The sequence below is a fragment of the Devosia sp. 67-54 genome (genome assembly GCF_001899075.1).
Classification (GTDB): domain Bacteria; phylum Pseudomonadota; class Alphaproteobacteria; order Rhizobiales; family Devosiaceae; genus Devosia_A.
Genome location: NZ_MKVA01000005.1, coordinates 60,616 through 86,876 on the forward strand (window position 1 = coordinate 60,616; position 26,261 = coordinate 86,876).

Below are 26,261 nucleotides of genomic sequence, written 5' to 3' on the forward strand. Positions count from 1 at the left end.
GCTCGTTCTGGCGCTGGGCGGCGCCAGCCTCCTTATTTGACGCCGGCGCTGGCGTTGGCCGGGCGCACCGGCTCGGCCGCCGCGACCAGCGCGGCGACGGCGCGGTCGGTGATGTCGTCGACATCCGCCTTGGACAGCGCGTCGGCGGCATAGCCGACATGGATGTCGATGCCACCGCCCTGCTCGGTGGTGACGATGAACAGCGACGGCCCGAACATGTCGATGGATACCGACTCGCTGACCCCTTCGAGATGGAACGCGCCATAGTCGCCGCGGAAATTGCTTTCGCCGGCGGTGGTGATGGCGATGCCGTCGATGCGGCGGCGGTGCGTCATGGTGGGGATGGTTTCGTGCTTGTAGACGTCCCAGGTGGCGAGCTTCATCACCGAGGCGGATTCCTGGTCGCGGGCGATGGCCGAGATCAGCTTGAACGACAGATCGCTGGCCATCGCCCAGAAATCGTCCTTGAGCGCGTGATGGGTGCGCAGGATGTCGATGTAGCAGCCGAAGGCGGTGAGCGGCAGCGCCGGCTTCATCATCCGACGCAGTTCCACCGTGGAGAGGATCGTCATCTCGTCCATGCCGAACTTTTCCCGCGTCGCGGCCAGGAAAGCCGCGCCGATGGCGCCGTGCATGGTGGTGCGGTGCGCCCGGACCGCCGCCCGGATGGCTTCGCCGACATTGGCGCCGATCTGCCGCGACACCGAGCGGCTGGCGCGCTCGGGATTGGGCACCTCGGTTTTGGGGAAGCGGACGGCCGGAACATAGGGCTTCTTGCCGCTGTCGGATTTCTTGGGCAGGCCGCTTTCGAGCGACGGCGGCAGGCCGAGCTGCACCGGCGGCAGCGCCTCCATCGCGGCGGGGTCGGCGAGATAGCGGAACAATTCGTCGTTCAGCATCATGCCGGCCTGCGCATCGGCGATGCAGTGGTCCATGGTCGAAACCAGATAGCCGATTTCGGCGTCCTCATGGGTGCGGACCAGCACCACGCGGATGCGCGGCAGCTTGCGCTTGTCGACCGGGATCGGGGTCTTGTTCTCCTCGGCCAGCACCCCGCGCCAGGCTTCCGGATCGGGGTCGGTCACGACGCGGACGGGGATCCGGGCGGTGCCGCGGGTGTCGAACCAGGGCACGGGATAGACGAAGGGCGGCACGGACCGGTAGGCCATCCCCTGGTAGCGGATGTGGGAATTGAGGATCGGATGGCGCTTTTGCAGCCAGTCGAAGGCGTTTTGCAGCAATTGCGGGGTCAGGGGGCCGCGGACGCGCATGGCGCCGGAGGCGACCAGGCCGCCGAGCATATGCAGGTAGTGGAAAATCCTCTCCTGCTCGCCGACCTGTCGCGTTTCGACCAGATTCTCGACTGAAAGCGCCATTTATCCTGCCTGTTCCAACCGAGGAGCATTCCCGCCCGCTGCGAGGTTGGCTAGTATAGACCGTGTATCTGCCTGTGGGAGTTGAACGATGAACGACATCGAACAGTCAATCCTCGACCATATCAGGGGGGTCGCTGCCGCATCGCAGGTCAAGGTCGAGCGCGACACCGGCCTGCTGGAGACGGGGCTGCTCGATTCGATCAATCTGGTGGGGCTGATCCAGTTCCTCGAGGAGCGTTTCGCCATCCGCATCCCGGACAGCGACATCGGCGCCGACCTGTTCGAATCGCCGGCGACGCTGATCTCGTATGTCGAAAAGCGGCTCGGCCGGGCCGCTGCGCCGGCCCGGGCGGTCACCGCCTAAACCGCCTCCATCAGCTTGCCGCGCAGGATCTTGCCGGTGGCGCTCTTGGGGATCTCGTCGCGGAATTCGACGATCGAGGGCACCTTCTGCGAGGCCAGCCGCTCGCGGCAATAGCGGATCAGCGCGTCGGGATTTTCCTCGGCGGCCCTGACGATCACGGCCTTGAGCTTCTGCTCGCCGGTGCGGGCGTCGGGGATGCCCACCACTACCGCCTCGGCGACGGCGGGGTGCGTGCCGAGCACCTCCTCGATCTCGAACGGGTCGACCTTGTGGCCGGCGACCTCGATGATCAGCTTGCTGCGGCCCTTGATGGTGACGTAGCCCTCTTTCGACTGGGTGCCGAGGTCGCCGGTATAGAACTTGCCGTCGCGCAGCGTCCGGGCGTTGACTTCGGGGGCGTCGAGATAGCCCTTGGTGATGGCGGGCGAGCTGACGACGATCTCGCCGCACTCCGGCCCGAACGGGTTTTCGGCCGGCTCGAGCTCGAAGGTGAGACGGGGCGCGGGAACGCCCACCGAATCCCAGGGGACGTCGGGATCGTCGCCGTCATTTATCGCGATGCTGAGGCATTCGGTCGAGCCGTAGGCCTGGGTCAGCCGGATGCCGAACCGCTCGAGGAAGCGGTCATAGGTCTCCTTGCGCAGCGCCACGCCGGCGGATTGCGCCCGGCGCAGGCGCCTGAAGCTTACCTCGTCCTTGAGGCCGGCGAGGGCGTCGAACATGAACGGCACGCCCATCAGGATGGTCACGCCCTCCGTCTCGATGGCGTTCGCGAAGCGGCCCTTGGACAGCATGAAGGGCTGGGGATCGTGCCAGTACAGCGTCGAGGCGCCGGCCGCGGCGACGTGCGTGGCGCTCAGGAAGCCCATGGCGTGACTGCCCGGCATCATGTTGATCATGATGTCGTCGGGCTGATGCCGGCTGGTCTCGATGGCGCCCTGCATGTCGATATCCATCTCGCCGTGCGTGTGCGGCACCACCTTGGGGATGCCCGTGGACCCGGACGAGAACATGTAGAGCGCGGCGTCGTCGGGGCCGAGCTGGGGCAGGCCGGCGATGGAATAGCGCTCCAGCGCGGCGACCGAATTGTCATCGCTGCCGCCAGAGAGAAACAGCGGCAGCCGGCCGGGGCCGGCGAGATCCGCCACCAGCATCTCGGCGACTTCGGCGTAGGGCAGCGAGGCGATGACGGCGGCGACATGCGCCTTGCGCGCGGTGGCCGCCAGCTCCTGCCGTGGCGCCTGGGCATTGAGCGGAACGACCACCGCGCCGGCGGCAAACAGCGCATAGGCCAGGGTCAGCAGCTCGGGGCCGTTGATCATCAACAGCCCGACCGGCGTGCCCTTGGCGACGCCGCGCGCGATCAGGCCGCTGGCGATGTGGGCGGACCGATCGACCACCTTGCGATAGGGAATGAAGCTCTCGCCCTGGCGGAGCCCGCTCGTCGAAGGTGCCTGCTCGGCGGCGGCGACCAGCCTGTCGTAGATCATCTGACCCTCCCATGGCCCGTTGCCGGGAAGCTATACGAGGCCGCGGGGCGCGGGCAAGCGCCGTGCTCGGCCGCCGTGCGTGACCCCCAGGGCTGGGCTGCTAATGATAAGATAGCTAGGCGATCCTGGCGCAGCGCAGGAAGGTCATGCCATTGGCGAAGCGGCGGGTTTCCGCCAGCCGGTACTTGCTGGCCGACGCCGCGCTCAAGAATGGTGTTCCCCCGCCCAGCACCGCCGGAACGATGAACGGCTGGAGTTCGTCGACGAGGCCGGCGTCGACCAGCGTCGAGGCGAGGGTGGCGCCGGACACCGACATCTGCGTGCCGGGCTGCCGTTTCAGGCTGCGCACATGCTCGACGATGTCGCCGCGGAACAGTTGCGCGCCGGCTGCCATGTCGGCGTCGGAGAGCGACCGGGAGGCAACGAGCTTTGCCGCGGGCTTCCACAGGCGGGCAAAGTCGAGGCCGTAGTCGGGCTGGTGCGGATCGTCCGCCGCCGTGTCCCAGTAGCGCATCGTCTGCCACATCCGGGTGCCGTAGATGCTGAGGCCGGTCGCCGCCTGCTGCGCATTGGCGAAACGGTGATATTCCTCGTCGACCGGCACCCAGCCCAGCGAGCCGTTGCGATCGTTGATGTAGCCGTCGAGCGAGACGGCGATGGTGTAGATCAGCTGGCGCATGACGGCCTCAGGCGAGCGGGATGCCCTTCTTGCCCTTGTCGCGCTGGTAGGTCGCGGACAGGTCGGCATAAAGGGCCGTGAGATCGTCGACGCGGCCGGTCAGCAGCTCCTTGGTGGAGCGGTCGAGGCCGGCGATCATCTGCGTGATGGCGTGGCTGGTGAAGAACGCGTTGCGGCGGTTGTAGTAGTCGCGGCCAGGCGCCGGCGCGTTCCGATCCGGATCGGGGACGGCATAGACTTCCCTGAGGATACGGATGTCATGCGGAATGTCGAAAGTGTCGCGCGTGTCCTCGTAGGAGAACAGATAGTAGAAATTGTCGAAGCCCGACCAGGTGATGCCGCTGAGGCAGAGCGAGCAGGGCTCGTGCGTGGCGAGGAACAGGCAGTCCTTCGAGGCGGGACGGGTTTCGGCCGGCAGCTCGAAGAAGCGCTTGATGGCGTGCATTTCGCCATGCCACAGCGGATTGGCCGTCTCGTTGTTGGTCTCGGTGACGACCAGCGACAGATCGTCCTTGCGCAGGATGGCGCCGCCGAAGATCTTGTCGCCCTCGCGGATGCGGGTGGCGCTGAGCGGCGCCAGGTCGAACTCGATGACATCGAGCAGGCGGGACAAGAGGCGGGGCGTATCCATCAGCGTTCGAACACCATGAGCGGTTGACCGTCGGCACCGAACAGTGTGAGCCGATCCTGGTCCACCTGCCAAGTGGCGACGGCGGCCAGCGCGGTCCGGAATGCGTCTTCCTGCTGGTTGACGGCCTGCGTGCACGCCTTGAGGGTGGCGGTCACCGGGCCGAAGCGCAGCGCCTCGCCATCGAGCTCGGCGGGCGCGAACCACGAATTGCAGCCGCCCGATCCGCCCGCGCGCATGTCGGCGCCGATGGTCAGCGTCACCTTGGTGCGCGGCAGGATGGCAGCATCGCCCAGGGTCGTCGCAGTCCAGACGCTGTCGAGGATCGCCGGATGCGGCGGATCGGCCGGCTCGGCGCTGCTGGCGCCGGGCTTCACCACCTGGCCGACGAGGTTGGTCACGATCAGTACTGGCTGTTCGGGGGCGAGCGGATTGACGCGGTAGGGCTGGAAGTTGCGAAACAGCAGCCCGCTGTCGACGCTGATCGAAGCGATGAGCGCGTAGTCATGGGTCGGAATAATGATGGCTTCGTCGAAATTGAGCGTGAAGTTCAGCGGCACCTGGCCATGGCCGATCGGCGCCTTGACGTCGAGCCGTGGCGGCAGGCTGGGCAAGGTCTGGTCGACGAGCTGGATTTCGAGCGTGGCCGCATCGGGCAGCGCGATGCGTTCGCGGTAGGTGACCTGGCCGGCGAGGTCGATCCTGGCCGCAACGGCCGGGGTAGCGAGCAATAGGGTCGCAGCTAGAACAGCGATTGAAAAACGCATTCTCAAATCCTCCGCGAAATTCGCCGGAGGAGTGTGTGGCGCAAATGTGGAGGGCGTAAGACCGCTATGCCGCGACCACCGTCCAGGGCTCGGCGTAATGATATTCCTCTAGGTTGTTGCCTTCGCCGCCGCGGTCGACGCAGAGGAAATCGGCCTCCGGGCCGAGCGGCGTCAGCACGCCGTGCCAGGTGTTCATGGCGATGTTGATCCCCTGGCCCGGGCCGGTGACGAAGGCGCGAGGCGTTCCGGGCGTGCCGGATTGGTCGGGGGCGACGATCGCCAGGAAGGAGCGACCCGAAAGCGGATAAAATGCCTGGCTGCCGAGCGGATGGCGTTCGACCAGGGTGAACGTATGTGGCAACTCGAAGCCCCGTGAGCGCAGCAGCGAGATCAGCGTTCTGGCATGCAGGCCGCCGAGCTCGACCTTGGCCAGGTCGTGGTAGCGTTCGCATTTGCCGGCGTTGATCGGATAATGCTGCGCACCGTCGGCTTCGATCACCTGGCCGAAGGGGGCGAAGGCGTCGCGGGTGAGGGGCTCGGTGTTGAGGATGCGCATCGCCGTCCTCGCTACAGCGTCAGCTTCGGATGGCGGTTGACGTCCTTGTAGAGCAGGTAGCGGAAGCGCTCCGGTCCGGCGTAGCAGGCCTGCGGGCAGAAGGCGCGCAGCCACATGAAGTCGCCGGCCTCGACCTCGTGCCAGTCGCGGTTGAGCCGATACACGGCCTTGCCCTCGAGCACGTAGAGACCATGCTCCATCACATGCGTCTCCTCGAACGGAATGACGGCGCCGGGCTCGAGCGTGACGATGTTGACGTGCATGTCGTGCGACAGGTCGTCGGGCTCGACGAAGCGCGTGGTGCCCCAGGTGTCCCGGGTGCCGGGCATCCAGCGGATCGGCACGTCCTGCTCGTTGGCGACGAACGGGTTTGGGACGTCGATCCCGTCCACCATTTCGTAGCGCTTGCGGATCCAGTGGAAGCGCAGCGGCGCCTTGGCCTTGTTGGCGAGCGTCCATTTGCAGCCGGGCGGCAGATAGGCGTAGCCGCCGGTCCGCAGGGTATGGCTCTTGCCGTCGATGCTCAGGGCCGCCTGGCCGGCGACGACGAACAGCACGCCCTCGGCGCCGGCATCCGGTTCGGGCCGGGTGCTGCCGCCGCCGGGAAGCACCTCGACGACATATTGCGCGAACGTCTCGGCGAAGCCGCTCAGCGGCCGGGCGATGATCCACGCCCGCGTGGCGCTCCAATGCGGCAGGGCGCTGGTGACGATATCGCGCATGACGCCGTGCGGGATCAGCGCATAGGCCTCGGTGAAAACGGCGCGGTTGGTGTGGAGCGCCATCTGCGGCGGCAGGCCGGCGGCGGGGCTGGCATAGGTGGTGGAGGCCATGGCTCGGAAGACTGGTTGCGACAATCGAGTCTTAGTGCAGAAGGGGCGCTGCGCACCAGTGGGCGCAGCGGCGCCTCGGATCGAACTTTATGGTGTTGCGAGAAAAGGTGCGCGCAATTGGCCGCCGAGCCGTTCAAGAAAGCGTAAGGAATCGCGCGCATGCTGGCAGCATGAGCATGCCCGCGACCTCGAATGTGGCCCGTCCGATCGCCGAGTTCATCGAGCGGCACGACACGCTGCGCATGGTCATGGAGTGGATCGCCGACCGCTTCGCCGACGCGCCGGAGATGGATACGTCCATCGACTGGGAAGACGGCGAGGAGCATGACGAGCCGCGCGGCCCGGCGACGCTGTAGCCTGTCGCCGCGTATTCCTATTTTGCCCGTAAATCCTCGATGACGTCGTGACTGCCGGCGGTTTCGGCGTCGTGATTGGGCTCGCGGAAGGTTTCGGCCAGCGCGGCGCGTTCCCAGTCCTGCATGGCGGGCAGGGCGCGCAGCCGCGCCAGATAGTCCAGCGACCGCCGTGACAGCGGCAGGTCATAGCTCAGCGCGCGATAGGCGACGGGGCAGAAGAAGGCATCGACGGCGGTGAAGGCGCGTCCGGCGAGGAACGGTCCGCCGAAGCGGTCGAGGCCCTCGGCGAACAATTCGTCGAGCCGGTCGAGGTCGCGCTGCAGCGCGGGGGTGATCGCCGGCCGGCGGCAGCGCAGCCCGACATTCATGCCGCAATTGTTGCGCAGCGTCATGAAGCCCGAATGCATTTCGGCGGCGGCGCAGCGTGCCCAGCTTCGCTCTTTCGGCGCGGCCGGCCACACCGCGGCATGCCGCTCAGCGAGATAGCCGACGATGCCGAGGGAATCCCACGCAATGTCCCCGCTGTCGCCGTCGGCGAGGACGGGCACATAGCCGGACGGCGAGAATGTCTTGAACTCGGCGTAGGAGGAGGAGCCGTCCTCGGGGAAGCGGTGGAGCTGTTCCTCGAACGGAATGCCGACCGCCCGCATCAGCACCCAGGGCCGGAGCGACCACGACGAATAGTTCTTGTTGCCGATGTGCAGCGTGTACATTGAAGCCCTTTCTTGCGCAGCCGGCCGCTAGAGTTCGGGCAGCAGGGCGCGCAGGCGCAGCAGCGCGATGCGTTCGATCTGCCCGCAGGCGGTGCGGATTTCGCTGGCGCGGTCGTTGCCGAGCCGGGTGTGCATGGCCTCGAGGATCGTCTGCTTGGAATTGTCGCGCACGGCGATGATGAAGGGAAAGCCAAACTTGGCCATGTAGGCCGCGTTCAGCTCCTCGAACCGGCCCCGTTCGTGATCGGTCAGCGCGTCGAGGCCGGCCGAGGCCTGTTCGGCGGCGGACGCGTCGGTCAGCCGTTTCGCCTGCGCCAGTTTCCCGGCGAGATCGGGGTGTGCCGCGATCACCCCCATGCGCTCGTCGTCGGTTGCGGCCCGGAACTGCGTGCGCAGCGCAAAATGCAGGCCGGTGGCGGTGTCGTTGGCCGGTCCGAGCTCACCGTCGAAGGCACGCTCGGCGATCCATGGGGAGTGCTCGAAGATGGAGCCGAAATGGCCGACGAACTCGGTACGGTCCATCTCGGAGGGGATCAGCGCCGGCGCCTCGTACGGATGATGCTGCGCCCAGTGACGGGCGATATCGATGCGGCGGGCGATCCACACCCTGTCCTTCGACTGGACGTAGTCGAGGAAGCGCTTGAGCCCGGCGAAGCGGCCCGGCATGCCGACGAGCCGGCAATGCAGGCCAAGCGACATCATCTTGGGCGCGCCGCGGCGGCCTTCCTCGTACAGCACGTCGAAGCTGTCCTTGAGGAACTGGAAGTATTCCTCGCCATTGTCGAAGCCCGGCGCGGTGACGAAGCGCATGTCGTTGGCGGCGAGCGTGTAGGGGATGATGAGCTGGCCGCGGCCCTTGTAGGGCAGCCAATAGGGCAGGTCGTCGTCGTAGGTGTCGGAGATGTAGTCGAAGCCGCCCACCTCGGAGACGAGCTCGACGGTCTGCAGGCTCGAGCGGCCGGTGTACCAGCCGGTCGGGCGCTCGCCGGTCGCCAGCGTATGGAGGCGAATGGCCTCGCGGATCTGCCGGCGCTCCTCGTCGGGCGGCATGTCCTTGTGCTGCACCCATTTGTAGCCGTGCGAGGCGATCTCCCAGTCGGCCTCCTGCATGGCGGCAAGCTGCTGCGGCGCGCGCATCAGGGCGGTCGCGACGCCATAGACGGTCACCGGGATGGCGTGCTCGGTGAAATAGCGCCAGAGCCGCCAGAAGCCGGCGCGGGCGCCATATTCGTACATCGACTCGACATTGGCGTGGCGCTGGCCGGGCCAGGGCTGGGCGCCGAGCACGTCGACGAGGAAGGCCTCGGACGCGGCGTCCCCGTGCAGGATATTGTTCTCGCCGCCCTCCTCGTAGTTCAGCACGACCTGCACCGCGACATAAGCGCCGCCGGGCCATTTCGGATCGGGCGGGGTGCGGCCGTAGCCAAGCATGTTGCGGGGGTAGCGCATGCAAAATCTCCAGAAATCCGGAAGTTTTATGCGCGGGCGGGGCGGCGGAGACAAGCGGCGCAAAAGTGGACCGTTTGGTAAAATTATCGCGCCGCACCCCTTGGAATGTGACAGAATATTTTCAATAGTCGCCCGAACCTGAGAAGAAAGGGATCGGTATGGCCGGGCTTCCGCGCCTCACGACCCATGTCCTCGACACCATGCACGGCCGGCCTGCCTCCGGCATGCGGTTCGATTTGCTGATGCTGCATGGCGACCACAGCCACCATGTGCTGACCTCCAACACCAACGCCGACGGCCGGGCCGACCAGCCGCTGCTCGAGGGCGACCATTTCCACCTGGGCGGCTACGAGCTGATCTTTCACGTCGGGCAGTATTTCGAACGGCTCGGGGTCGAGCTCGAGACGCCGTTCCTCGACCTCGTCCCGATCCGCTTCATGCTGAGCGAGATGGCGCACTACCACGTCCCGCTGCTGGTCTCCCCCTTCAGCTACTCGACCTACCGGGGAAGCTGATGAGCGGCGCGACCAACATGCTTCGCTTCATCCTCAACGACGAAGAGATCGCCATCTCCGAGATCAGGGCGACCGAGACGCTGCTCGACTATCTGCGGCTCACCAGGCGGCTGCGCGGCAGCAAGGAAGGCTGTGCCGAGGGCGATTGCGGTGCGTGCACAGTGCTGGTCGGGCGGCTGCGCGGCGGCGAGCTCAGCTACGAGACGGTCAATGCCTGCATCTGCTTCGTCGGCATGCTGCACGGCACGCATGTGGTGACCATCGAGCACCTGTCGCCGGCAAGCGGCCCGCTGCATCCGGTGCAGCAGGCCATGGTGGACTTCCATGGCAGCCAGTGCGGGTTCTGCACGCCGGGCATCGTGATGTCGCTCTACGGGCTGTGGATGCAGACGCCGCGGCCGAGCGTGCCGGAGATCGAGGTGGCGCTGCAGGGCAATCTCTGCCGCTGCACGGGCTACCAGCCGATCGTCAAGGCCGGGCTGGCGATGTCGCAATACGGCGCGGTCGAGGCCGATCCGCTGCTGCTGCATCGCACGCAGATGGTGGCGCGGCTCGAGGCGCTGCGCGACGGCCGGACCGTCGACATCGGTGAGGGTCGGAACCGGCTGATCGTGCCGGCCAGCGTCGACGATCTGGCCGAGATCTACGCGGCCAATCCCGGCGGCACGCTGGTCAGCGGGGCAACCGATGTCGGGCTCTGGGTCACCAAGTTCATGCGCGACATCGGGCCGATGATCTATATCGGCCATCTGCCCGAATTGCAGACGATCACCGAGACCGAGGGCGCGCTGACGCTGGGCGCCGGCATCACCTACACGCAGGCGCGCGTCGCGGTGGTGAAGCATTTCCCGCAGCTCGCCGAGCTCTGGGACCGCATCGGCGGCGGCCAGGTGCGCAACGCCGGCACGGTGGGCGCCAACATCGCCAACGGCTCGCCCATCGGCGATACGCCGCCGCCGTTCATCGCGCTCGGCGCGCACATCACGCTGCGCCGAGGCAACGAACGGCGCGAGGTCAAGCTCAAGGACTTCTTCATCGCCTACGGCAAGCAGGATCGGCAGCCGGGTGAGTTCGTCGAGAGCGTGACGATTCCATACCTGCCGGCCGGCGAGAAATTCGCCTGCTACAAGGTGTCCAAGCGCAAGGACGAGGACATTTCGGCGCTGTGCGGCGCCTTCCGTATCTTCGTCAACGACGACGGCGTGGTCGGCATGGTGCGCATCGCTTTCGGCGGCATGGCGGCGACGCCCAAGCGCGCGAAGGCGGTGGAAGAGGCGCTGCTCGGCAAGCCGTGGACCGCCGCAACGGTCGAGGCGGCGCTGCCCGCCTTCGCCGCAGACTTCCAGCCGCTGACCGACATGCGCGCCAGCAAGGAGTACCGGATGCTGGCGGCGCAGAATCTCTTGCGCCGGTTCCAGCTCGAGACGACCGGCGCCGCCGAGCGGCTCAGCAGGGCGGTGGCGTGATGAACAAGCTCGATATCGTCGCGCCATCGACCAAGGGCGGCCGCCTGCACGAGGCGACGCCGCACGATTCGGCGATCAAGCAGGTCGCCGGGCGCGCCGAGTACGTCGACGATTTGACCGAGCCCGAGGGCACGCTGCACGCCTATCTCGGGCTCAGCACGCGGGCGCATGCCGAGATCGCGTCGCTCGACCTCGAGGCGGTGCGCCAGGCGCCGGGCGTCGTCGGGGTGCTGACGACCGAGGACGTGCCGGGCGAGAACGACGTTTCATCCGTGCACAAGCACGACGAGCCGGTGTTTGCCGAAACCGAGGTGCGCTATTGGGGCCAGCCGATCTTCTGCGTGCTGGGCGAGACGCGCGACGCGGCGCGGCGGGCGGCCAAGCTCGCAAGGATCGAGTATCGCGACCGGCCGGCGGTGATTTCGGTCGAGCAGTCGTTGAAAGCGGGTGGCGCGCTGGTGACCGAGCCGATGACGCTCGAGCGCGGCGACGTCGATGCCGGGCTGGCGCAGTCGAAACACCGGGCCAAGGGCAAGGTGACCATCGGCGGGCAGGAGCATTTCTATCTCGAGAGCCAGGTGGCGCTCGCCATTCCGGGCGAGGACGACGAGGTCTACCTGCACGTTTCGACGCAGCACCCCACCGAGATCCAGGTGATGGTGGCGCAGGTGCTCGGCATTCCGCATGCCGCCGTGACCGTGAACATGCGGCGCATGGGCGGCGGCTTCGGCGGCAAGGAGACGCAGGGCAACATCTTTGCGGCGATCGCGGCGCTCGGTGCCAAGACCTTTCATCGTGCCGTGAAGCTTCGGCCCGATCGTGACGACGACTTCCAGATCACCGGCAAGCGCCACGATTTCGTCGTCGACTACGATGTGGGCTACGACGACGATGGCCGCATCCAGGCGGTGCAGGCCACCTACGCGGCGCGCTCGGGCTTTTCGGCCGATCTCAGCGGCCCGGTCACCGACCGGGCGCTGTTCCACTGCGACAACGCCTATTGGTATCCGGCAGTAAAGGTGAACTCGCTGCCGCTGTTCACCAACACCGTCAGCAACACCGCCTTCCGCGGCTTCGGCGGGCCGCAGGGCATCATCGGCTGCGAGCGCTGGATCGAGCACATCGCCTATGCGCTGCGCAAGGATCCGCTCGAGGTGCGCAAGGCCAATTTCTACGGCACCGACAGCAACAACATCACGCCCTACCACCAGACGGTGGAAGACAACATCATCCATCGGATCGTCGACGATCTGGAACGCAGTTCCGACTACCAGGCGCGGCGGCAGGCGGTGCTGGCGTTCAACCGCGAGCACACGGTGCTGAGGAAAGGCATCGCGCTGACGCCGGTGAAATTCGGCATCTCCTTCACCGCCACCTGGCACAACCAGGCCGGGGCGCTGGTGCATGTCTATCGCGACGGCTCGATCCATCTGAGCCATGGCGGCACCGAGATGGGGCAGGGGCTGCACATCAAGGTGGCACAGGTGGTGGCCGAGGCGTTCGGGGTGCCGCTCGACCACGTCAAGATCAACGCCACCAACACCGGCAAGGTGCCGAACACATCGGCCACTGCGGCGTCGTCGGGCACCGATCTCAACGGCATGGCGGCGCTCGACGCGGCCGAGCAGATCAAGGCGCGCATGCATGCGCATGCCGCCCGCATCTACGAGGTCGAACCGGGCGAGGTGGCGTGGGAGTTCGGCGGCATCCGCGCCGGCCAGCAATTCGTGCCGTTCATGCAGTTGGCGGAATCGTGCTGGATGAACCGGGTGCAGCTTTCGGCGGCCGGGTTCTATGCCACGCCGAAGATCCACTGGGATCGCGCCTCGGGCCGCGGCCACCCGTTCTACTATTTCGCCTATGGCGCGGCCTGCGCCGAGGTGACCATCGACACGCTGACCGGCGAGTACCAGTTCGACCGGGCCGACGTGCTGGAGGACGTCGGCCATTCGCTCAACCCGGCCATCGACCTCGGCCAGGTGGAAGGCGGCTACATCCAGGGCGTCGGCTGGCTCACCACCGAGGAATTGTGGTGGGACGACAAGGGCCAGCTCAGGACGCACGCACCCTCGACCTACAAGATCCCCGTGGCCTCCGACGTGCCGCGCGAATTCAATGCCCGGCTGGCCGACTGGTCGGTGAACAAGGAGCCGGCCATCGGCCGCTCCAAGGCCGTCGGCGAGCCGCCGCTCTGCCTCGCGATGTCCGTCGTCGAGGCGCTGTCGATGGCAGTCGCCTCGGTCGCCGACTACAAGGTGCATCCCAATCTCGACATGCCGGTCACGCCCGAGCGCGTGCTGATGGGCGTCGAACGCATGAAGCGGGAGATCGCTCGATGATCGGCCGGCCCCTCACCCGGCCGCTTCGCGTTTACCCTCTCCCCGGAGGGGCGAGGGGAGTCCCGACTGACAGGGACGAGGGTTCTCCGGAAGGGTTTGGTTGTTTTTTCCCCTCGCCCCTCCGGGGAGTGGGTGCCTCGCGCGGCGAGGCGGGTGAGGGGCCGTAAATGCGCTCTGCTGAGCTCGCTGCCTTTATCGCGTCCCATCCGGCCGCCGTGGTCGCCGAGCTCGCTGCCGTTCGCGGGTCGAGTCCGCGCGACGAGGGTGCGTTCATGGCGATTGCGCCCGACAGCCTCATCGGCACCATCGGCGGGGGAGCTCTCGAATATATGGTGATCGCCCGCGCCCGGCAGGCGTTGCGCGACGGGCAGGCGCCGGCCGGCCTCGACATTCCGCTGGGCCCCGAGATCGGCCAGTGCTGCGGCGGCCGGGTCGAGGTGTCGCTGCGGCGGATCGATGTCGCGACGGCGCATGCTCTCATCGAGCGGCTGCGGGCCGAGGAAGCGCGGCGCCCGCATGTCTACGTGTTCGGGTCCGGGCATGTGGGCCGGGCGCTCGCGATCGCACTCGCGGCGCTGCCGCTCAGCGTGCACGTCATCGACACGCGGCCGGACGAGCTCGCCGGCCTGCCCGCCGGAGTGGAGGCCAGGGCCGTCCCCATGCCCGAAGCGGTGGTGCGCCGCGCGCCGCCCGGCAGCGCCTTCGCCATCCTGACGCACGACCACGCGCTCGATTTCCTGATCGCGGCCGAGGCCCTGAGGCGCGACGATGCCGCCTATGTCGGCATGGTCGGCAGCCGCACCAAGCGCGCCCGCTTTGCGAGCTGGTTCCGTGGCGAGGGCGGCAGCGAGGCGGCGCTGGCGCGGCTGGTGCTGCCGATCGGCGCCCTGGGGCTCGTGGATAAACGGCCGGAAGTGATTGCGGCGCTGGCGGCGGCGGAAATTATGGTTCAGATTGGGCGGCGGGAAGCTTCAGTGACTGCGCCGGATACCAACTCGAGTGTGGGAGCCGCCGTTGACTGATACCCCGCCGCGCCTCAGCCTTCGCGGCATCACCAAGCGCTTTCCGGGCGTACTCGCCAACGACGATGTCAGCTTTTCGGTGCGGCCGGGCGAAATCCATGCGCTCCTGGGCGAGAACGGCGCGGGCAAATCGACGCTGGTAAAGATGATCTACGGCATCATGCAGCCCGATGCCGGCGAGATTTTCTGGAACGGCGAGCGGGTGGTGATCCAGAACCCCAGGGCCGCCCGCAAGCTCGGCATCGGCATGGTGTTCCAGCATTTCTCGCTGTTCGAGGCGCTCACGGTGCTCGAGAACATTGCGCTCGGCATGGATGCGAAAATTCCGCAGCGCGAGCTCGAGGGGCGCATCCGGAAGGTGATGCAGCAATACGGGCTGACGCTCGACCCGCGCCGGGTGGTGGCCGATCTCAGTGTCGGCGAACGGCAGCGCATCGAGATCGTACGCGCGCTGCTGCTCGACCCGACGCTGCTGATCATGGACGAGCCGACCTCGGTGCTGACGCCGCAGGAGGTGGACCAGCTCTTCGTGGTGCTCAGGCAGCTCGCCAGCGAAGGCTGCTCGATCCTCTACATTTCGCACAAGCTGCACGAGATCAAGGCGCTGTGCGAGACGGCGACGATCCTGCGCGCCGGGCGGCTGGTCGACACCTGCGATCCGCGCGTCGAGACCTCGCGCTCGATGGCCGAAAAGATGATCGGCGGCAATCTCAAGGACATCCAGAAGCCGGCCGGGCGCAGCTTCGGGCGCGAGAAGCTGGTGGTCACCGAGCTCAGCGTGCCTGCGGCCGGCCATTTCGGCGTGCCGCTGCAGAACATCAGCTTCCGCGTGCACGCCGGCGAAATCTTCGGCGTCGCGGGTGTCGCCGGCAACGGCCAGACGGCGCTGCTCTTGGCGCTGAGCGGCGAGACGACGACACCGGACGCGCAGGCAATCCGCATCGACAACGCCGGCATCGGCCGGCTCGACGCCAAGGCGCGGCGGCTCAAGGGATTGGCCAGCGTGCCGGAAGAGCGCAACGGCCACGCGGCGGTGCCGGACTTCACCCTCAGCGACAATTCGGTGCTCACCGGGCGCGACCGGCTGAAGCTTGCGATCTCCGGCATCATCCGGCCGGGCGCGGCGCGCAAATATACCGGCGAGGTGATCTCGACCTTTTCGGTCAAGGCCACCGGGACCGAGGCCACCGCCGGCTCGCTGTCGGGCGGCAATCTGCAGAAATACATCATGGGCCGCGAGATTCTGCAGCGCCCCGAGGTGCTGGTGGTGAGCCAGCCGACCTGGGGCGTCGATGCGGGCGCCGCGGCAGCGATCCACCAGGCGCTGGTCGACCTCGCGGCGGCCGGATCGGCGATCGTGATCATCAGCCAGGACCTCGATGAGCTGCTGCAGCTCTGCGACACGCTGGCCGTGATCAATGGCGGCCGGCTGAGCCGGGCGATGAAGGTGTCGGAGGCCGATATCAACGAGATCGGCCTGTTAATGGGCGGCATCCACGGCGAGGGCGGTCAGGCCGCGGCGCCGGCGGTGCCGGCAGGACTCGGAGCGGAGGCGACCAGTGCGGCTTAAGTTCGAAAAGCGCGCCGAGCCGAGCCGCTTCATGCTCTACGCCACGCCGGTGGGGGCGGTGCTGCTCACCATGCTGGTGGGCGCCATCATCTTCACCGCGATCGGCTACAACGGCTTCGGGGCGGTGTACCAGGTGTTCATTGCGCCGCTGGCGCTCAGCTACAAATGGGGCGACATCGCGGTGAAGGCGTCGCCGCTGATCCTGATCGGCGTCGGCCTGGCGGTGGGCAACCGCGCCGCGATCTGGAACATCGGCGCCGAGGGCCAGTACATCGTCGGCGCGCTGGCGGGCACCGGTATCGGCATCCTGACCAAGGACATGCACGGGCCGTGGATCCTGCCGCTGATGCTGGTGGCGGGCATGGTGGGCGGGGCGGCCTGGGGCGCGGTCCCCGCTCTCCTGCGCAACCGCTTCAACGTCAACGAGGTGCTGTCGAGCCTGATGCTGACCTATGTCGCGGTGCACCTGATGAACCAGCTGGTGACGGGGCCGTGGAAGGACCCGATGGGCTTTTCCTTCCCGCAGACGGCACTGATCACCGCCGACCAGATGCTGCCGATCCTGGTGCCGGGCACCTATGTGCATCTGGGCATCGTGATCACGCTGATCATCGCCGTGGCCCTCTGGTTCCTGATGTCGCGTTCGCTGATGGGCTTCCAGGTGCGCGTCGTCGGCTCGGCCCCGAGCGCGGCGCGGCATGGCGGCTTCTCGCAGAAGCAGACCGTGTGGCTGGTGTTCCTGCTGTCGGGGGCGCTGGCGGGGCTGGCCGGCATCTTCGAGGTCACCGGGCCGTTCCAGCAGATGTCGCTGGGCTTTCCGCAGAACTACGGCTTCACCGCGATCATCGTGGCGTTCCTCGGCCGGCTCAACCCGCTGGGGGTGATCCTCGCCGGCATCGTGCTCGCCATCACCTATGTCGGCGGCGACCTGGCGCAATCGGTGCTGCAACTGCCCAATGCCAGCAAGGGCATCTTCCAGGCGCTGATGTTGTTCTTCCTTCTGGCCAGCGACATCCTCATCCGTTACCGCGTGCGCCTGGTCGGGGCGCCGGCGCCCGCCGCGGTTCCAGCGCGGAGCCCGGCAGAATGAGCGTCGATTTCCTCATCGCGGTCCTGATCACCGTGGTCGGCGCCTCGACGCCGATCCTGTTCGCCGGGCTCGGCGAGCTGGTCACCGAAAAGAGCGGCGTGCTCAACCTCGGCGTCGAAGGCATGATGCTGGTCGGTGCCGTCGCCGGCTTCGCCACCGTCGATCTCACCGGCAACCCGTGGCTCGCGGTGGTGGTGGCCGCCGCGGCGGGCGCATTGGTGTCGATGGTGTTCGCGGTGCTGACGCTGTCGCTCAGCGCCAACCAGGTGGCGACGGGGCTCGCGCTCACCATTTTCGGCACGGGTCTTTCCACGCTGATGGGCAAGTCGTTCACCGGTCACGGCATCAAGGCCTTCACCACCATCTTTCCCGACTGGCTGGCCAACGACCGCATTGGCAAGGTGCTGTTTTCCTACTCTCCGCTGGTCTATTTCTCGTTCATCATGGTCGGCCTCGTCTGGTGGTTCCTCAACCGCACGCGCGCCGGCCTGATCCTGCGCGCCGTGGGCGAGAACGACCTCAGTGCGCATTCGATCGGCTATTCGGTGACCGGGGTGCGCTATGCGGCGGTGGCGTTCGGCGGCGCCATGGCGGGGATCGGCGGCGCCGCCTTCCCGCTGGTGCTGACGCCGCTGTGGGCCGAAGGCCTGACCGGCGGACGCGGCTGGATCGCCATCGCGCTGGTGGTGTTCGCCGGCTGGAAACCCGGACGGCTCCTCGCCGGCGCCTATTTCTTCGGCCTGCTCGGCACGCTCGAGCTCTACGCCAAGGCATCGGGCACGGTGTTCACCGCGCTGCTGCCGTCGGAGGGCTGGGCGGCCTTGCCCTACCTTGCCACCATCGTGGCGTTGGCCATCATTTCCGCCAGCAAGGCGGGCGGCGGCAACGCCCCGGCTTGCCTCGGCAAGCCGTTCATTCCGTCCACGTGACAAACGTCTATGACGAACACAGGAGCAACGTCATGATCAAACTGAACCGCCGCAATTTCATCGGGGGCGCCGCTGCCGCGGCGTCGCTGCCGATGATGGCCAGCAAGGCGACCGCGGCTGATCCGCTGAAGGTCGGCTACATCTATGTCGGCCCCATCAACGACGGCGGCTGGAACACCGCGCACGAGGCCGGCCGGCAGCAGATGCTGAAGGCGCTCGGCGACAAGGTGCAGTCGCAATATGTCGAGAACGTCCCCGAGGGACCGGACGCCGAGCGCGTGCTGCGCGACCTCTACAACCAGGGCAACCGGCTGCTCTATGCCACCTCGTTCGGCTTCATGGATTCCGCGGTGAAGGTGGCGCAGGCCTATCCCGACGTCACGGTCGAGATGTGCACCGGCTTCAAGCCGTCGTCGAACAACAATCTCTCCAACTACAACATCCGATTCCACCAGGCGCGCTCGATCTTCGGCACCATGGCGGCGATGCTGAGCAAGACCGGCGTCGGCGCCTATCTCGGCACCTATCCGGTGCCGGAAGTGATCTCGGGCATCAACAGCTTCACCATCGCGGCGCGCAAGGTGAATCCGAACTGGAAGACCAAGATCATCTGGATCAACACCTGGTTCGACCCTGCCAAGGAGGCCGACGCGGCCCGCGCGCTGATCGACCAGGGCGCCGACGTGATGACGCAGCATACCGACAGCCCCGCCGCCGTGCAGGTGTGCGAGAGCAAGGGCGTGCCCACCTTCGGCCAGGGCTCCGACCAGAGCCAGTTCGGCCCGACCATGTGCAAGAGCTCGTCGCTGGATCTGTGGGGCGCCTTCTATACGCAGCGCACCAAGGCCAAGGTCGACGGCACCTGGAAGCCCGAAGACACCTATTGGGGCTTCAAGGAAGGCGCCATCGACATCGCGCCGATCGTGCACGTGCCGGACGACGTCAAGGCGGCGGGCGAGAAGATCAAGCAGGGCTGGATCGACGGCACCTATGATTGCTACGCCGGCCCGATCAAGGACCAGGCCGGCAACATCAAGATCGCCGACGGCGCGCATGCCACCGATGGCGACATCCTCGGCATGAACTGGCTGGTCGAAGGCGTCGACGGCTCGCTGCCGTCGTAAGCCGCGGTCATGCTTTGGGGAGGCGGATGCGGGTCCGCCTCCCGTCATGCGATCTGACGGCCGCTCGCCGGCGCTACGCGCCGCCCTCTCCCCGGAGGGAGAGGGGACGATAGAATCAAACGCCTCAGTCGGGTTCCCTCGACCCTCTGGGGAGAGGGGGCCTCGCGGAGCGAGGCGGGCGAGGGGCCGAGCACGGAACCCAAAATGCCTGACTACGCGATCCTATGGGAATGGCTGTCGTTCGCGGTGCGCTGGACGCATGTGATCACGGCCATCGCCTGGATCGGATCGTCGTTCTATTTCATCGCGCTCGACCTCGGCCTCAGGAAGACGCCGAGCCTGCCGCCGCTGGCGCATGGCGAGGAGTGGCAGGTGCATGGCGGCGGCTTCTACCACATCCAGAAATATCTGGTGGCGCCGGACTTCCTGCCCGAGCACCTCACCTGGTTCAAATGGGAGAGCTATTTCACCTGGCTCAGCGGCTTCGTGCTGCTGGTGGTGGTGTACTATTTCGGCGCCGATCTGTTCCTCATCGACAAGCACGTGCTCGACGTGCCGGCCTGGGCCGGCATCCTGATCTCGCTCGGCTCGATCGTCATCGGCTGGTACATCTACGACCTGCTGTGCAAATCGCCGCTCGGCAATTCCACCGGCGGGCTGATGCTGGCGCTGTTCGTGGTGCTGACGGCGATGTCGTACATCTACACGCTGCTGTTCACCGGGCGCGCGGCGATGCTGCACATGGGGGCGTTCACCGCCACCATCATGGCGGCCAACGTCGCCATGATCATCATCCCCAACCAGAAGATCGTGGTCGCCGACCTCAAGGCCGGCCGGGTGCCCGACGCCAAATACGGCAAGGTCGCCAAGCAGCGCTCGCTGCACAACAACTACCTGACGCTGCCGGTCATCTTCTTCATGCTGACCAGCCACTATCCGCTGGCCTTCGCCACCAAATGGAACTGGATCATCGCCTCGCTGATCTTTCTCGAAGGCGCGATCATCCGGCACTGGTTCAACACCCGGCATGCGCGCAAGGGCAATCCGCACTGGACCTGGGGCGCGGCGGTCGCGATCTTCCTCGTGATCGCGTGGCTGAGCGCTGCCGGCAAGCCGGGCGACGCCGAGGCGGCGATAGCGGCCGCCAGTGCCCAGCCCTTCCTCAGCGACCCGCATTTTCCGGCGGTGCGCGACGTGGTGCTCGGCCGCTGCTCGATGTGCCACACGGCCGAGCCGGTCTATGAGGGCGTGCTGGAAGCCCCCAAGGGCGTGCATCTCGATACCGATGCGGCGATCGCCAACCACGCCGAGCAGATCGCCATCCAGGCCGGCTTTTCGACGGCGATGCCGCCGGGCAATGTCAGCGAGATCACGCCGGCGGAGCGGGCGCTGATCGTCACCTGGTACCGCGAGGCGACGCACTCGTGAGCCATGCCCCTGCCGACGTCACGGTGCTCCGCGGGCGAGTGCTGAGCTTTGTCGCCGAGCCGCAGGGCCTGAACGACGCGGCGAGCTACCGCTATATCGAAGATGGCGCCGTGGTGATCGCCGGCGGCAGGATCCTGATGGTGGGGGAGTTCAACCCCAAGGCGGCGGCGCACCACCGGGTGATCGACCACCGGCCGAACCTCATCCTGCCGGGATTCATCGATCCGCACATCCACATGCCGCAGATGCAGGTGATCGGCTCCTATGCCGCCAATCTGCTCGAATGGCTCAACACCTACACCTTCGTCGAGGAGCAGAAATTCGCCGACCCGGCGCATGCGCAGCGCATCGCCTCGCGATTTTTCGACGAGCTGATCCGGCACGGCACCACCACCGCCGCGGCCTATTGCACCATCCATCCCACCTCGGTCGATGCGTTCTTCGAAGAAGCGGCCAGGCGCGACATGCTGATGCTCGGCGGCAAGGTGATGATGGACCGCAATGCGCCCGAAGCGCTGCGCGACACGCCGCAATCGAGCTATGACCAGAGCAAGGCGCTGCTGGAGAAATGGCACGGCAGGGGGCGCGCCCTCTACGCGATCACGCCGCGCTTCGCCATCACCTCGAGCCACGAGCAGATGGAAATGGCCGAGGCGCTGGCGCGCGAATTTCCCGACAACCACATCCAGACGCATGTCGACGAGAACCTCGCCGAGATCGAGTTCGCGCGTGAGCTGTTCCCCAATCTGCCGGACTATCTGGGTATCTACGAGCGCTACCATCTGCTCGGCCCGAAGACGTTGCTCGGCCATTGCATCCACCTGACGCACCGCGAGTGCGAGGTGCTGGCGGCGACGCGCAGCGTGGCGGTGTGGTGCCCGACCTCGAATCTGTTCATCGGCTCGGGTCTGTTCGACCACGACCGGCTGCAGGCGCTCGGCGCGCGGATCGCGGTGGCGACCGATATCGGCGGCGGCACCAGCTATTCCATGCTGCGCACGCTGGACGAGGGCTACAAGGTGCTGCAATTGCGCGGCCAGCGGCTCAATCCGCTGCGCTCCTTCTACATGGCCACATTGGGCAACGCGCGGGCGATGAGCCTCGAGGGGCGGATCGGCAGCATCGAAGCCGGCCGCGACGCCGACCTCGTGGTGCTCGACGCCCGGGCGACGCCGCAGATGGCGCTGCGCATGGAAGCGGTCGAGTCGCTGGCGAACGAATTGTTCCTGCTGCAGACTTGCGGCGACGACCGTGCTGTGGTCGAGACATATGTTGCGGGCAAGCCGATGAAGAGTGGGTTGAACTGATGGCGAATTATCTCAACAAAGCGGGCCTTCAGGTCGACACGCAATTGGTGACCTTCATCGAGACGGCGGCGCTGCCGGGGACGGAGGTGGCGGCCGAGACGTTCTGGAGCGGGCTCGCCGGCATGGTCGAGCGCTTCATGCCGCGCAACCGCGAGCTGCTGGCGATCCGCGACCGCATGCAGAGCCAGATCGACGAATGGCACCGGCAGAACGGGCCGGTGAGCAGCGATCCGGTGGCGTACGAGGCGTTTCTCCGGCAGATCGGCTATCTGGTGCCGGAGCCGCCCGATTTCACCATCGAGACGAGCGGGCTCGACCCCGAGATTTCGACCATCTGCGGGCCGCAATTGGTGGTGCCGGTCAGCAATGCGCGCTACGCGCTCAACGCGGCGAACGCCCGCTGGGGCTCGCTCTACGATGCGCTCTACGGCACCGACGCGATCTCGCGCGACGGCGAGCTCGCGCCGGGCAGGGGGTTCAATGCCAAACGCGGCGCCGCGGTGGTCGAGCGCGGCGCGCAGTTCCTCGACGAGGCGTTTCCGCTGACCCGCGGCAGCCATGCCGATATCGTGCTCTATGACGTCGCGGATGGCGGGCTGGTGATGCGCGATGCCGATGGGCTCACGGCGCTGCGCGATCCGGCGCAGTTCGTCGGTGCCGCGCCCGGGCAGATCGTGCTGCGCCACAATGGCCTTCACGCGATCCTCGTCATCGATCCGCAGAACCCGATCGGTTCGCTGCATGCGGCGGGGCTCGCCGACATCATCGTCGAAAGCGCGCTGACCACCATCGAGGATTGCGAGGATTCGGTTGCGGCGGTGGATGCCGAGGACAAGGTCGGCGTCTATCGCAACTGGCTCGGCCTGATGGACGGCACGCTGAGCGAGACGTTCGAGAAGGCCGGCAAGACCGTGCACCGCACGCTCAACCCCGACAGGATGTTCACCGGCGCCGACGGCAAGCCGCTGGCGCTCAAGGGGCGGGCGCTGCTGCTGGTGCGCAATGTCGGGCACCTGATGACGACGCGCGCGGTGCTCGACAAGGATGGCACGCCGATCGGCGAAGGCCTGCTCGATGCGGCGGTGACCACCCTCTGCGCCATGCACGACACGGGCGGCAATTCGCGCACCGGCGCGGTCTATATCGTCAAGCCGAAGATGCACGGGCCGGACGAGGTCGCCTTCGCCTGCGACATTTTCGGCGCGGTCGAGCAGATGCTGGGGCTCAGGCCCAACACCATCAAGATCGGCATCATGGACGAGGAGCGGCGCACCTCGGCCAACCTCAAGGCGGCGATTTACGCCGCGCGGGCGCGGGTGTTCTTCATCAACACCGGCTTTCTCGACCGCACCGGCGACGAGATCCATACCTCGATGGAGGCCGGCCCGGTGCTGCGCAAGGACGACGTGAAGTCCGAGCGCTGGATCCAGGCCTATGAGGATCGCAACGTGCTGATCGGACTGCACGCCGGGTTCTCGGGCAAGGCGCAGATCGGCAAGGGCATGTGGGCGCGGCCCGACGACATGGCGGCGATGCTGGCGAGCAAGGGGGCGCACCCCAATGCCGGCGCCAACACCGCCTGGGTGCCGTCGCCGACGGCGGCGACGCTGCATGCGCTGCACTACCACCAGGTCGACGTGTTCGCGGCGCAGCAGCGGCGGCACAACCAGCCGACCCCCGGCCTCGGCGAGCTGTTCTCGATGCCGGTGCTCGACGCGCGCACGCTCGACAGAGCGGCGATCGCGGCCGAGCTCGAGAACAACGCGCAGGGCATCCTCGGCTATGTGGTGCGCTGGGTCGACCAGGGCGTCGGCTGCTCCAAGGTGCCCGACATCCACGATGTGGAGCTGATGGAGGATCGCGCCACCTGCCGCATCTCCTCGCAGGCGATCGCCAACTGGCTGCGCCACGGCGTGGTCGGCAAGGATCAGGTGGTCGAGACGTTCGAGCGCATGGCGGCGGTCGTGGACAAGCAGAATGCCGGCGATACGAACTACATTCCAATGAGCGGCAATTTCGGCTCGCTCGCCTTCCAGGCGGCGCTCGACCTCGCGCTCAAGGGCGCGGAGCAACCCTCCGGCTACACCGAGCCGCTGCTGCATGCGGCGCGCGAGAAGGTGAAGGCCGAGGGCGAGCGGCGGAGGTAGGCAGGGCAGGGCGAACGACAGCGCACTTGGCCCCCACCCCCGGCCCCTCCCCGCAAGGGGGAGGGGAGCCCGACTGAAACACCGTACTAGCGGCTCCATCGCCCCCCTCCCCCTTGCGGGGAGGGGCCGGGGGTGGGGGCCGCGCCCGCCGGCGGATCAGTCTCCCCTACAGCTCGTACACCGGCAAATGGATGGCGCTCGGCCGCGCCGGATCGTGGAAGATTTCCATCTCCACCGGGGTGAGCCGGGTGGCGGTGCCGAACGGCTCCGACGTGCCGGTGTTGCGGGCATAGCGCGGATGCGCGCCGCTCGCCACGATCAGGCGCAGGCGATGGTCGCGGCGGAAGCAATGCGCCGTGGCGTGCAGGCGGAAATTGAGCTTCCAGATGTCGTCGGGCACCGCCGGGTCGGCCGAGGTCTTGCGCACATAGCCGTCGCAGATGTTGATCGCCTGCCCGGCGGCGTCGACGTCGCACAGCGTCACGAACAGGTCGGCGTCCGGCAGATTGGCGCGGGCATAGATCACGGCGCGCACATTGCCGATGATCGTGGTGTCGGAAAACAGCGGCTCCGAGCTGAACACCAGCACGTCCTTGCGCCGCTCGAGCGGCGCCTGGTCCAGCGGGCCGGCGCCGACGAAGGCGAACATGGCGCCGCCGACATTGGGCGTGGGGTCGCGCGGATCGTAGGTGTAGCGCTCGGGGTCGCTGGATTTGACCGGGCGCTGCGACAGCACCTGGTCGGGATGCAGATGCCAGATCTGCGTGTCGGGCAGGCCGGGCGGATAGGCGTCGAAATCGTGCCACTCGTCGCGGCCGCCGATATGCAGGCGCACCGGCTTGTCGGCGATGCCGGCGCGATCGCCGTAGAGCTCGGCGCGCATCCAGGTCAGGGTGTCGCGCATGCCCTCATATTGCAGTTCCGGGCTCACATGCCACCACGGCCCGACGGTGAGCCGGGTGCGCTGGCCGGCCTCGGTCAGGGTCTCGTAGTCGCGCAGCAATTGGTCGAGCATGAAATCGTACCAGCCCGAGACGAAGCTGGTGGGCGGCGTGCGCGACCCGATGCGATGCGTGTGGTCGAGGCTTTCCCAGAAGCCGTCATTGCCGATCGACTGGCTGAGCCAGCGCTTCCAGAACGGCACGTCGTGGCCGGTGGCGCGGCGGTCGGCGTCGAGCAGCGGCAGCTGCATCGAGGCGCTGAGGGTGCGGCGTTCGACGGCGCCGCGGCCGATGCCGCGGGCAAAGCGCAGCGGATGGTCGCGGATGCCCTCGATGGTCTGCACCCAACTCAGCCACAGGCCCAGCGCAAAGCCGCCGCCGGGAAACACCACGCTGCGGAATTCGGCGCTGGTGACCTTCACCGCCATCGCCGATTGCCTCGGCAGCGCATCGCAGATGGCCCATTGCGCATAGCCCAGATAGCTCGCGCCGGAGGTGCCGAGGCGACCATCGAACCAGGGCTGCGCCTTGATCCAGGCGAGGGTGTCGAGGCCGTCGTCGCGCTCGTGGCTCAGCGGGTCGAACTCGCCCTCCGACTTGCTGGTGCCGCGGCATGCCTGCAGCACGACGTTGTAGCCGCGTTCGGCATAGGCTTCGGCGGCCGTCGAAAAGCCGTGCAGGCCGTAGGGCAGGCGGATCAGCAGCGTGGGAAACTTGCCGCCGGCGCGCGGGGTGAACAGTTCGGTCTCGAGCTGGATGCCGTCCTGCATTCGGATGCGCAGGTCGCGGGCGCGGCGGGCCTTGAAGCGGCGCCTGGGCAGTTTGGCGGTGCGCGCGAGAAAATACGTCCCAAGGCTCATCGCGCCGCTGCCAGTCCCGAAAACCCCGCCGATCCGGCCCTCACATTGGGCCGCGGGCCGGCGCGGTCAACCCCCGCCGGAACCGCAGCGTTACGAAGGCGTTGGTTTGCAACAAGGAAATCCGGGAGCGGCAGATGAAAACCTACGATGCCCACAAGACCACCACGGAAGTCCGCCAGGCCAACCGCACCCTCGACAATTTCTGGGTGCTGGTGATCTCGACCGTGGCGATCGTGGCGGTATTCGCCATCATCTTCCTGGTGTTCTTCGCCAACACGCCGGCCAGCGTGGTTTCGCCATAGCGGCACCGAC

Annotated in this window: 24 protein-coding genes; 14 read left to right on the plus strand and 10 right to left on the minus strand. The window is 67.1% G+C overall.

The window, feature by feature from the left end:
• Window positions 1-32 precede the first annotated feature (32 nt).
• On the minus strand, window positions 33-1,376 hold the full coding sequence (locus BGO82_RS05225; protein WP_291304505.1) for a hypothetical protein: 1,344 nt from the start codon (window positions 1,374-1,376) through the stop codon (window positions 33-35).
• A gap of 88 nt (window positions 1,377-1,464) precedes the next feature.
• On the opposite strand from BGO82_RS05225, the gene BGO82_RS05230 reads away from it, so the two are divergent.
• On the plus strand, window positions 1,465-1,740 hold the full coding sequence (locus BGO82_RS05230; protein WP_291304506.1) for an acyl carrier protein: 276 nt from the start codon (window positions 1,465-1,467) through the stop codon (window positions 1,738-1,740).
• Here BGO82_RS05230 and BGO82_RS05235 read toward each other — a convergent pair.
• The 6 genes from BGO82_RS05235 to BGO82_RS05260 all read right to left on the minus strand — a co-directional run bounded on the left by BGO82_RS05235 (window position 1,737) and on the right by BGO82_RS05260 (window position 6,693).
• A complete protein-coding gene (locus tag BGO82_RS05235) occupies window positions 1,737-3,230 on the minus strand; it encodes a class I adenylate-forming enzyme family protein (protein WP_291304507.1) in 1,494 nt (497 codons plus the stop codon). The two genes, BGO82_RS05230 and BGO82_RS05235, sit on opposite strands and share 4 nt — an antisense overlap.
• A 115-nt stretch (window positions 3,231-3,345) precedes the next feature.
• Entirely contained in the window at window positions 3,346-3,909 is a 564-nt protein-coding gene (locus tag BGO82_RS05240) for a dihydrofolate reductase family protein (RefSeq protein WP_291304508.1), read from the minus strand.
• A gap of 7 nt (window positions 3,910-3,916) precedes the next feature.
• On the minus strand, window positions 3,917-4,540 hold the full coding sequence (locus BGO82_RS05245) for a nucleoside deaminase (RefSeq protein WP_291304509.1): 624 nt from the start codon (window positions 4,538-4,540) through the stop codon (window positions 3,917-3,919).
• On the minus strand, window positions 4,540-5,304 hold the full coding sequence (locus tag BGO82_RS05250; RefSeq protein ID WP_291304510.1) for an META domain-containing protein: 765 nt from the start codon (window positions 5,302-5,304) through the stop codon (window positions 4,540-4,542). The genes BGO82_RS05245 and BGO82_RS05250 overlap by 1 nt, the downstream gene beginning before the upstream one ends.
• 64 nt (window positions 5,305-5,368) lie before the next feature.
• Entirely contained in the window at window positions 5,369-5,860 is a 492-nt protein-coding gene (locus tag BGO82_RS05255) for an ureidoglycolate lyase (protein WP_291304511.1), read from the minus strand.
• Window positions 5,861-5,871: 11 nt separating this feature from the next.
• On the minus strand, window positions 5,872-6,693 hold the full coding sequence (locus BGO82_RS05260; RefSeq protein WP_291304512.1) for a bifunctional allantoicase/(S)-ureidoglycine aminohydrolase: 822 nt from the start codon (window positions 6,691-6,693) through the stop codon (window positions 5,872-5,874).
• A 176-nt stretch (window positions 6,694-6,869) separates the two neighbouring features.
• Here BGO82_RS05260 and BGO82_RS05265 point away from each other — a divergent pair, with 176 nt between their 5' ends.
• Window positions 6,870-7,049 carry a hypothetical protein gene (locus BGO82_RS05265; protein ID WP_291304513.1) on the plus strand — a complete coding sequence of 60 codons (180 nt, stop codon included), beginning with the start codon at window positions 6,870-6,872 and terminating at the stop codon, window positions 7,047-7,049.
• Between the two features lie 17 nt (window positions 7,050-7,066).
• On the opposite strand, the gene BGO82_RS05270 is transcribed toward BGO82_RS05265, so the two are convergent.
• Both BGO82_RS05270 and puuE read right to left on the minus strand, forming a co-directional pair.
• Complete coding sequence (locus tag BGO82_RS05270; RefSeq protein WP_291304514.1) at window positions 7,067-7,762, minus strand: glutathione S-transferase family protein; 696 nt, start codon at window positions 7,760-7,762, stop codon at window positions 7,067-7,069.
• A gap of 27 nt (window positions 7,763-7,789) precedes the next feature.
• Window positions 7,790-9,211: an allantoinase PuuE gene (puuE, locus tag BGO82_RS05275; RefSeq protein WP_291304515.1), complete on the minus strand. Its 1,422-nt coding sequence runs from the start codon at window positions 9,209-9,211 to the stop codon at window positions 7,790-7,792.
• Window positions 9,212-9,369: 158 nt separating this feature from the next.
• Here puuE and uraH point away from each other — a divergent pair, with 158 nt between their 5' ends.
• From uraH to BGO82_RS05330, 11 genes are all read left to right on the plus strand, one after another.
• Entirely contained in the window at window positions 9,370-9,726 is a 357-nt protein-coding gene (uraH, locus tag BGO82_RS05280) for a hydroxyisourate hydrolase (protein ID WP_291304516.1), read from the plus strand.
• Entirely contained in the window at window positions 9,726-11,192 is a 1,467-nt protein-coding gene (xdhA, locus tag BGO82_RS05285) for a xanthine dehydrogenase small subunit (RefSeq protein ID WP_291304517.1), read from the plus strand. The genes uraH and xdhA overlap by 1 nt, the downstream gene beginning before the upstream one ends.
• A complete protein-coding gene (gene xdhB, locus BGO82_RS05290; protein ID WP_291304518.1) occupies window positions 11,192-13,531 on the plus strand; it encodes a xanthine dehydrogenase molybdopterin binding subunit in 2,340 nt (779 codons plus the stop codon). Before xdhA ends, xdhB begins: the two co-directional genes overlap by 1 nt.
• 167 nt (window positions 13,532-13,698) lie before the next feature.
• The gene (gene xdhC / locus BGO82_RS05295; RefSeq protein ID WP_291304519.1) at window positions 13,699-14,553 is read left to right on the plus strand and encodes a xanthine dehydrogenase accessory protein XdhC; all 855 of its coding nucleotides are present in this window, start codon (window positions 13,699-13,701) and stop codon (window positions 14,551-14,553) included.
• Window positions 14,546-16,123, plus strand: coding sequence for an ABC transporter ATP-binding protein (locus BGO82_RS05300; protein WP_291304520.1), 1,578 nt, complete (start codon window positions 14,546-14,548; stop codon window positions 16,121-16,123). The genes xdhC and BGO82_RS05300 overlap by 8 nt, the downstream gene beginning before the upstream one ends.
• Window positions 16,113-17,213 (plus strand): ABC transporter permease, encoded by a 1,101-nt coding sequence (locus BGO82_RS05305; RefSeq protein WP_291304521.1) that lies wholly within the window; start codon window positions 16,113-16,115, stop codon window positions 17,211-17,213. The genes BGO82_RS05300 and BGO82_RS05305 overlap by 11 nt, the downstream gene beginning before the upstream one ends.
• Entirely contained in the window at window positions 17,210-18,142 is a 933-nt protein-coding gene (locus BGO82_RS05310; RefSeq protein WP_291304522.1) for an ABC transporter permease, read from the plus strand. The genes BGO82_RS05305 and BGO82_RS05310 overlap by 4 nt, the downstream gene beginning before the upstream one ends.
• 32 nt (window positions 18,143-18,174) lie before the next feature.
• Complete coding sequence (locus BGO82_RS05315; RefSeq protein WP_291304523.1) at window positions 18,175-19,266, plus strand: BMP family ABC transporter substrate-binding protein; 1,092 nt, start codon at window positions 18,175-18,177, stop codon at window positions 19,264-19,266.
• Between the two features lie 204 nt (window positions 19,267-19,470).
• A complete protein-coding gene (locus BGO82_RS05320) occupies window positions 19,471-20,694 on the plus strand; it encodes a urate hydroxylase PuuD (protein WP_291304524.1) in 1,224 nt (407 codons plus the stop codon).
• Entirely contained in the window at window positions 20,691-22,001 is a 1,311-nt protein-coding gene (gene guaD, locus BGO82_RS05325) for a guanine deaminase (RefSeq protein WP_291304525.1), read from the plus strand. Before BGO82_RS05320 ends, guaD begins: the two co-directional genes overlap by 4 nt.
• On the plus strand, window positions 22,001-24,148 hold the full coding sequence (locus BGO82_RS05330; RefSeq protein ID WP_291304526.1) for a malate synthase G: 2,148 nt from the start codon (window positions 22,001-22,003) through the stop codon (window positions 24,146-24,148). Before guaD ends, BGO82_RS05330 begins: the two co-directional genes overlap by 1 nt.
• A gap of 166 nt (window positions 24,149-24,314) precedes the next feature.
• Here BGO82_RS05330 and BGO82_RS05335 read toward each other — a convergent pair whose 3' ends face one another.
• Complete coding sequence (locus tag BGO82_RS05335) at window positions 24,315-25,949, minus strand: CocE/NonD family hydrolase (RefSeq protein ID WP_291304527.1); 1,635 nt, start codon at window positions 25,947-25,949, stop codon at window positions 24,315-24,317.
• Window positions 25,950-26,083: 134 nt separating this feature from the next.
• On the opposite strand from BGO82_RS05335, the gene BGO82_RS05340 reads away from it, so the two are divergent.
• A complete protein-coding gene (locus BGO82_RS05340; protein WP_291304528.1) occupies window positions 26,084-26,251 on the plus strand; it encodes a hypothetical protein in 168 nt (55 codons plus the stop codon).
• The last annotated feature ends 10 nt before the right edge of the window (window positions 26,252-26,261 follow it).